This is a genomic window from Methylobacterium gregans (assembly GCF_022179245.1).
GTDB classification, from domain to species: domain Bacteria; phylum Pseudomonadota; class Alphaproteobacteria; order Rhizobiales; family Beijerinckiaceae; genus Methylobacterium; species Methylobacterium gregans.
Window position 1 is genome coordinate 21983 of the sequence record NZ_BPQM01000072.1, and the last position, 7056, is coordinate 29038.

Consider the following 7056-nt stretch of genomic DNA (forward strand, 5'->3'; position numbering starts at 1 on the left):
CCGCCTCCCGCATCCCCATCCTCCAGTCCTTCCAACGCCGCACGACACGGAGCGAACGACCATGCGAAACATCCTCCTCGCCGCCATCGCCGCGACGGTCATCGGTGCCACGGCCGCCCCCCTGGGCCTGCTGGCGATGCAGGACGCCGCCGTCGGAGCGACGCCCAAGGCGATGGCGGCCTCGAAGCTTGGCGACCTCTCCAAGTTCCGGACCATCGTCGTCGACGTGAAGGCGATGACCGACCGGGGCGACCTCGCCGCCGCCAAGACGCGCATCAAGGACCTGGAATTGTCCTGGGACGCGTCCGAGGCCGGCCTGAAGCCGCGAGCCGCCGCCGACTGGCACGTCGTGGACAAGGCCATCGACCGCGCCCTCGACGCGCTGCGGGCGTCGAACCCCGATCCGGCCGCCTGCCGTCGCGCGGTCGACGACCTGCTCGCCATCATCGACCAGACCCACACCGCGTGAGCCAGCCCTCGCTTTCCCACGGCAGCCCGATGCAACCGACCGAGCGACCCGGACACGTCGAACCCGCCAAGGTGCCTGAAGCCACCGCCGGGTTCTGGGCCATCAAGATCGTGGCCACGACCCTGGGCGAGGTCGGCGGGAACGCCGTCACGTTGACGCTCGGCCTCGGCTATCTCGCCGGCACGGCGATCTTCGGGGCCGCCCTGGCGGTGCTGCTGGCCGCACAGGTCCGGGCGGACCGCTTCCATCCGATCCTGTACTGGGCCGTGGTCACCGCGACGACGCTCGCAGGCACGACCCTCGCCGACTTCTGCGACAGGTCCCTCGGCATCGGCTACGCGGGCGGGTCCCTGGTGCTGCTCGGATCGGTCGTCGCGACCCTGATCCTGTGGAAGCGCACGCTCGGCACGGTCGCCGTGGAGACGGTGCGGTCCCCGCGGGCCGAAGGTTTCTACTGGGCCACGGTCATGTTCTCCCAGACGCTCGGCACCGCGTTGGGCGACTGGATGGCTGACAGCAGCGGGCTCGGGTACAACGGGAGCGCGCTCCTCATCCTCGTCGCGCTGGCCGTGGTCACGGCCCTCCATCTGCGAACGCGTGTTTCCAGGCCCATGCTGTTCTGGACGGCGTTCGTCCTGACGCGGCCGCTCGGCGCCACCCTCGCCAACTCGCTCGACAAGCCGGTCGCTTCCGGCGGCCTGGGCATCGACGACATCACGATCTCCGGCGTGCTCGCGCTCGTCATGGCCGGGGCTCGTCCTCCTCATCCCGCAGCGTGCCGGTCGCCGGGCGGCCTGCGCCGACGCGCCGTGAGGTTTTTCTCGAAGAAGGAGCAGGTCCGATGGACGACCGTTACGAACGCGCCCTGAGCAAGGTACCCGAGGTCACGCTGGGCTTCTGGATCATCAAGATCCTGGCCACGACGCTCGGGGAGACCGGCGGCGACACCGTCACCATGACCCTCAACTGGGGCTACCTCGCCGGCACCGCCCTGTTCGCCGTGCTGCTGGTCGCGCTCGTGGTCGCCCAGATCATATCGAAGCGGTTCCACCCGGTCCTGTACTGGTCCACGATCGTCGCCTCGACCACCTTCGGTACGACGATGGCGGACTTCGCCGACCGCTCGCTCGGCATCGGATACACCGGCGGGTCGACCCTGCTACTCGCCTGCCTCGCGGCCGTGCTCGGGCTTTGGTACGCGACCGAGGGCACCGTGTCGGTGGACACGGTTTCGACCCCGCGGGTCGAGGCGTTCTATTGGGGGGCGATCACCTTCTCGCAGACGTTGGGCACCGCGCTCGGCGACTGGCTCGCGGACACCGGCGGCCTCGGCTACGAGGGTGGCGCCCTCGTCTTCGCGGCGGCGCTCGCGGTCGTCATCGCCCTGTACTACCGGACCTCCGTTTCACGGGTCACGCTCTTCTGGGCGGCGTTCATCCTGACCCGCCCGCTCGGGGCCACGGTGGGCGATTTCCTCGACAAGCCGGTCGCCAACGGCGGGCTGAACCTGAGCCGGCCGCTCGCTTCCGCCGTGATCGCGGCCTTCATCGTGGCGCTCATCGTCCTGCTACCGCAGCGGGCCGGCCGTCATCCGGGCGCGGACGCGACGGCGTCATGAACCTGCGGTCGACACCGCATGGCGACGCGCCGGGGCCCCGCCCTTGTCCGGCGCCGCGGCGACTTCGTCCACGGGGCCGTGCGCGCGACCTGCCCCCGATCCGTGGAGTTCGCACGGATGCCGGCGGCCCGGGGACGGCGGCCGCGCGCATCCCGAGGCCGGGCCAGAAGCAGTCGCCGTGGGTCAGGGCCGCGGTCCATCGACGATCCTTGCATCCCCGGTCTGGCCGCCTCGCCCCACGGGCGACGCGCGTCAGACCTGGGGCGGCGTACCGAGGTCCGGCCGGGAGGCGAGGCGGATGAACGAATTGGGTGCCTGGGCAGCAGCCGTGACGCGCCTCGGGAAACGGGAGCTCGGCCTCGTGGCGACGCTGTTCTGCGTCGCCGCACTCCTCCTCGCGTTCGGCCTCCTCGCCGGCGAGGTGATGGAGGGTGATACCATGGCGTTCGACACCCGGGTCGCGCGCTTCTTCCGTCCACTCGGCGCCGCCGGCCCAATCGGGCCGGCCTGGGTGCATGAGATGGCGCGCGACGTGACCTCCCTTGGGAGCATGGTCGTCCTGTGCTTCCTGCTGGCTGCGACCGTGGGGTACCTGCTCCTGGTCCGCAGGCGTGGGACTGCCCTCCTGGTGGTGGGCTCGATGCTGGGCGGCACGGTCATCAGCTTCGGCCTGAAGCTGCTCTTCAACCGCCCTCGTCCCGACATTCCCGGCGGCATCCAAGTGTTCACAGCCAGCTTTCCCAGCAGCCACGCCATGCTCTCTGCGGTGACCTTCCTGACGCTGGGGGCGATCATGACGAGGGTCGCAGCGGGCGCACGGCTGAAGGCGTACTTCATGGGGCTCGCCGTCTTCCTCACCGTCGTCGTGGGGCTGAGCCGCGTCTACATCGGCGTCCACTACGCGACCGACGTGTTGGCGGGCTGGTGCGTCGGGTCGGCCTGGGCGGTGCTGTGCTGGATCGTGGCGCTGCGCCTCCAGCGGCGCGGCCAGGTCGAAGCGTCGGGGGCGGCCGGTGAGCCCGACCGTACGGCTCATGCGGATTCGAAGCTGTCCGTTCGGACCTTGCGTTAGCGTCGCCTTACGGCGCTCAAATGGCTCGGCCGTGCTGCCGGATCACCCGGTTCAGGGTGCGCCCGAGTTGGTCGGCGGCGTAGGGCTTGTGCAGCAGCTCGAAGCCGTCACCACCTCCCTGGGCCAGCGCATCGCTGTAGCCGGACGCCAGGACGACCGGCAGGCCGGGGAGCCGCCCGCGCAACAGCTTGGCCATGGCGAGGCCGCCCATGCCGGGCATGACCACGTCCGAGAACACGACGTGGAAGCCGGCGCCATCCGGGCCGAGCCGGTCGAGGGCCTCCTCGGCGTTCGCCGCCCAGTCCGTCGCGAAGCCCAAGTCCTGGAGGATCTGCGTGGCGAATCGCCCGACCTCGACGTTGTCCTCCACGACCAGCACGCGCCGCCCGGCTCCGGACGAGGTGGCCTCGTCTCCCGTTTCATGTCTGCCCGGCTCCGGGGCGGCCTCGATCTCGGGCAGGTACAGCGTGAACGTGGTCCCACGCCCCGGAGCGCTCTCCACGTTCACGTCGCCGCCCGATTGCTTGGCGAAGCCGAACACCTGGCTCAGGCCCAACCCCGTTCCCTTGCCGACTTCCTTCGTGGTGTAGAACGGCTCGAAGATGCGTCCGAGGAGCTCCGGGGCGATGCCCGTGCCCGTGTCCGACAGCGAGACCGCCGCGAACGGCGCCGGGCTGCCGCCGTGACCGCGGATCGAAGGCATCCCCTGCGAGCAGGACAGCCGCAGCGTCAGCGTGCCCTCGCCGTCCATAGCGTCGCGGGCATTCACCGCCATGTTGATGACGGCCGTCTCGAACTGGCTCACGTCGGCCAGGACGTGACAGGGACGCTCGGGCAACTCGGTCAGCACGCGGATGCGCGAACCGGTCACCGTGTCGAGCATGTCGGCCACGCTTTTCAGACGGGCGCCGGCCTCGAACACCTCGGGCTTGAGCGCCTGCCTTCGGGCGAAGGCCAGGAGTTGCCCGGTCAGCTTGGTGGCGCGCTCCACCGTGTCCGAGACCGCGTCCATGTAGCGCCTTCGCCTGTCGTCCGGCAGGTCGGGTCGCCGCAGGAAGTCGACAGAGGACCGGATGATGGTCAGGAGGTTGTTGAAGTCGTGGGCCACGCCCCCGGTCAGCTGGCCGACCGCCTCCAGCTTCTGCGACTGCCGGAGCGCCGCCTCCGCCTCGCCCAGGCGGGCGGTGCGCTCCTCGACCCGCTGCTCAAGCGTCGCGTTCAGGGCCGCGAGCTGCCCCGCCGCCTCGCGCAGGGCGGCGTCGGCGCGCACGCGCTCGATATGCGCCCAGCAGCGCTCCGTCACCTCGCGGAGAACCGCAAGGTCGTCGCCCGACCAAGCCCGCGCCACCCGGTCGTGGATGGCCATCATGGCCGTCAGGCGCCCGTCCTTGACCAGGGGCATGCAGGCTACCGCCGCGACACCAACGGCCTGGAAGGAGGCAGCGTCCGCAGCCGGCAGTTCAGACCGGACGTCGCCGACGACGAGCAACTCGCCCGAACGAAGGCAGGTCGCGGCCAGCGTGCCGAAATCGGTGAGGCGGTAGCGCCCGACGATGCTCGGCGAGCCCTCCGCCGACCAATCCCCGCGGATGGTCAGGCCTTCCCCGTCCGGGTCCATGTCGGCGTAGGCGCAGTTCGAGAGACGCAGATGGCCCGCCACCATGCGCGTCGTCACCGACAGGATGCCCTCGGCATCTGTGTTCCCGGCGGTCTCCGTGCCGAGTGCGTCGAGGAAGCGCAGCCTTGCCTCGTTGGCTTGCCGGACCTCCTCGGCTCGCCGCCGCGCCGTGATGTCGATGGCCGTGCCGAGCGCCCGGACGCACGCTCCTCTCGCGTCGAACAGGCCCTTGCCCTTGGCCGCGACCCAGCGGACGACGCCATCCTCCTTTCCGACCGTGCGGTACTCGACGTCGTAGGTCGCGCGCCGCGCCGGGTCGAGCGCCGAGGCGAAGGCCGCGCTCGTCACCTCCAGGTCGTCCGGATGCAGCCCGGCATAGAAGTCGGCCATGCTGCAGGGCACGCCCGGCGAGATGCCGAACATCGCCTTGGTACGATCCGACCAGGTCAGCACGTCGGTGGTCAGGTCGAGGTCCCAGGTCCCCACCTCGGCGGCCTCGGTCGCGAGCCGCAGGGATTCCTCGCTGAAGGCCAGCCGCTCCAGGTTGGCCCGCCGCTCGGCCGTCAACGCCGCGTTCTCGTCCTCCAGCACGACGAGGCGCTCACGCTCGACCGTCACGTCCAACTGGCTGGCGAAGAAGTATGCGAGATCGCCGCCCGCGTCGTTGACCGGCGCCAGCAGCAGCCGGTTCCAGAACGGTGTTCCGTCCTTCTTGTGGTTGCGGATGTCGATCTCGATGGACCGGGGCGCGACGATGGCCTCGCGGATCAGGCGGACTGTCTCCGGGTCGGTCTCAGGGCCCTGCAGGAAGCGGCAATTGCGCCCGAGGATCTCCTCCCGCGCATAACCGGTCAGGCGGCAGAAGGCATCGTTGACGAAGACGATGGGATTGTCCGGCCGGCGCGGATTGGTGATGACCATCGGCATGCGCGTTGCCCGCACGGCAGCGGGGAACGGGTCGGTCCCGCCATCAATTCCGGCGAGTTCGGCCTCGATCCTGGCTTGGTCGCGTCGGAGCCGCTCAGGCGTCGCGCGGTATGGGGGTGGCTTGACCGTGTCGTCCATCAGGCTTCGGTTCTAGCAGCCGTTGCCACAATTCGCAGCGGGGTCGGGCGCGGCGGTCGCCGGACCCGCCAAGTCGCCCGGTGAAATTTTCACAACCGAGCGACCCCGAAGGCGAGGCGCCCGACCGGACTACGCCAGGACGGAGGCCGGCAGCCTTACCGTCACGGTCGTCCCGCCCGCGCCGCTTGCCATCGCGAGCGTTCCGTTGAGCTGGCGGACGAACGCCTCGACGAACCGGGATCCAAGGCCGGAACCCGGGCCGCTGGTCGCGTCCAGCCCGATGCCGTCGTCGGCGACCGTGAGCACCGCCTCACCGTCCCGGCGCCTGAACCCGAGGAGGATGCGGCCCCCTCCGGACGGAAACGCGTACTTCACCGCGTTGGTGGCGAGTTCGTTGACGATCAACCCGACCGTGACCGCCTGGTCGGCGACGATGGACAGCGGCTCCGCCTCGACGTCGACGGCGATGCGGGCCTCGGCGCCGAGCAGGCTGGAACGCAGGCTTCCGGCGATGCCCTCCAGATATGGCCCCATCGCCACCGGGCCGAGCGTCGAGGAGCGGGAGATCACGTCGTAGAGCTCGGCCACGGCGCCGATGCGGCCCTGCATCGCGCGGTAGCCCTCGACGCAGGGTTCGGCCGCCCGGCGGATTTCGTACGAGACGAACGAGGTGATGATCTGCAGGCTGTTCTTGATGCGATGGGCGAGCTCGGCGGCGAGAAGGTCGCGGTGCCTCTCCAGCATTCGCGCCTCGGTCACGTCCTCGAAGACCAGGAGCAGCCGAGTGATATGGTTGCCGGGACGGTGGACCTTGCGGGCGTTGAGCTTGAAGATGCGCCGACCGAGTCCCGGGAACTCGTCCTCGACCTCGAAGCCGTCGATGGCCATGTCGTCGGGCACGATCCGCCCGAGCAGATCCTGGAGCCGCCCGACCCGCCACTGGCCTTGCGACAGGTCGTAGAGCGACGTGCCGACCACAGTCCCAACGTCGAGGCCGAACATGCGCAGGAAGGAGCGGCTGGCACTGACCACTGTCATGTCGGCTTCGAGGACCACCAGCGGGTCTCGAACCGTGTCGACGATGCCCTGGGCGAGAAGTCGCTGTCGCTCGGCCTCGGCCCGGGCCTCGTGCTCGCCCGTGACGTCGTCGATGGCGAGGAGCAGGTATGGAACGTGGCCGTCCTCCCTGAACACCTTGCGGGCGTTGAGGCGCA

At 70.0% G+C, this 7056-nt stretch carries 6 protein-coding genes; 4 read left to right on the forward strand and 2 right to left on the reverse strand.

What is annotated here, in order from left to right; all coding sequences use genetic code 11:
* Window positions 1-61: 61 nt before the first annotated feature.
* The 4 genes from MFF54_RS15375 to MFF54_RS15390 all read left to right on the forward strand — a co-directional run bounded on the left by MFF54_RS15375 (window position 62) and on the right by MFF54_RS15390 (window position 3159).
* Complete coding sequence (locus MFF54_RS15375; RefSeq protein WP_003596871.1) at window positions 62-469, forward strand: hypothetical protein; 408 nt, start codon at window positions 62-64, stop codon at window positions 467-469.
* Window positions 466-1338, forward strand: coding sequence for a COG4705 family protein (locus MFF54_RS15380; protein WP_003596874.1), 873 nt, complete (start codon window positions 466-468; stop codon window positions 1336-1338). Before MFF54_RS15375 ends, MFF54_RS15380 begins: the two co-directional genes overlap by 4 nt.
* Window positions 1311-2087, forward strand: a complete 777-nt coding sequence (locus MFF54_RS15385) for a COG4705 family protein (protein WP_003596877.1) — start codon at window positions 1311-1313, stop codon at window positions 2085-2087. The genes MFF54_RS15380 and MFF54_RS15385 overlap by 28 nt, the downstream gene beginning before the upstream one ends.
* 298 nt (window positions 2088-2385) lie before the next feature.
* Window positions 2386-3159 carry a phosphatase PAP2 family protein gene (locus MFF54_RS15390; protein WP_003596879.1) on the forward strand — a complete coding sequence of 258 codons (774 nt, stop codon included), beginning with the start codon at window positions 2386-2388 and terminating at the stop codon, window positions 3157-3159.
* Between the two features lie 16 nt (window positions 3160-3175).
* Here the strand turns inward: MFF54_RS15390 and MFF54_RS15395 are convergent, their stop codons facing one another.
* Both MFF54_RS15395 and MFF54_RS15400 read right to left on the reverse strand, forming a co-directional pair.
* Complete coding sequence (locus MFF54_RS15395) at window positions 3176-5842, reverse strand: PAS domain S-box protein (RefSeq protein WP_003596880.1); 2667 nt, start codon at window positions 5840-5842, stop codon at window positions 3176-3178.
* 129 nt (window positions 5843-5971) lie between these two features.
* Window positions 5972-7056, reverse strand: a 1085-nt coding sequence (locus MFF54_RS15400) for a sensor histidine kinase (protein WP_238303722.1), incomplete at its 5' end; no start/stop codon positions are given.

Bases quoted from the DNA above. Each gene is read 5' to 3' on its own strand.
- MFF54_RS15390 (WP_003596879.1), top strand. From the start codon at position 2,386: ATGAACGAATTGGGTGCCTGGGCAGCAGCCGTGACGCGCCTCGGGAAA.
- MFF54_RS15395 (WP_003596880.1), bottom strand. From the start codon at position 5,842: ATGGACGACACGGTCAAGCCACCCCCATACCGCGCGACGCCTGAGCGG.
- MFF54_RS15385 (WP_003596877.1), top strand. From the start codon at position 1,311: ATGGACGACCGTTACGAACGCGCCCTGAGCAAGGTACCCGAGGTCACG.
- MFF54_RS15375 (WP_003596871.1), top strand. From the start codon at position 62: ATGCGAAACATCCTCCTCGCCGCCATCGCCGCGACGGTCATCGGTGCC.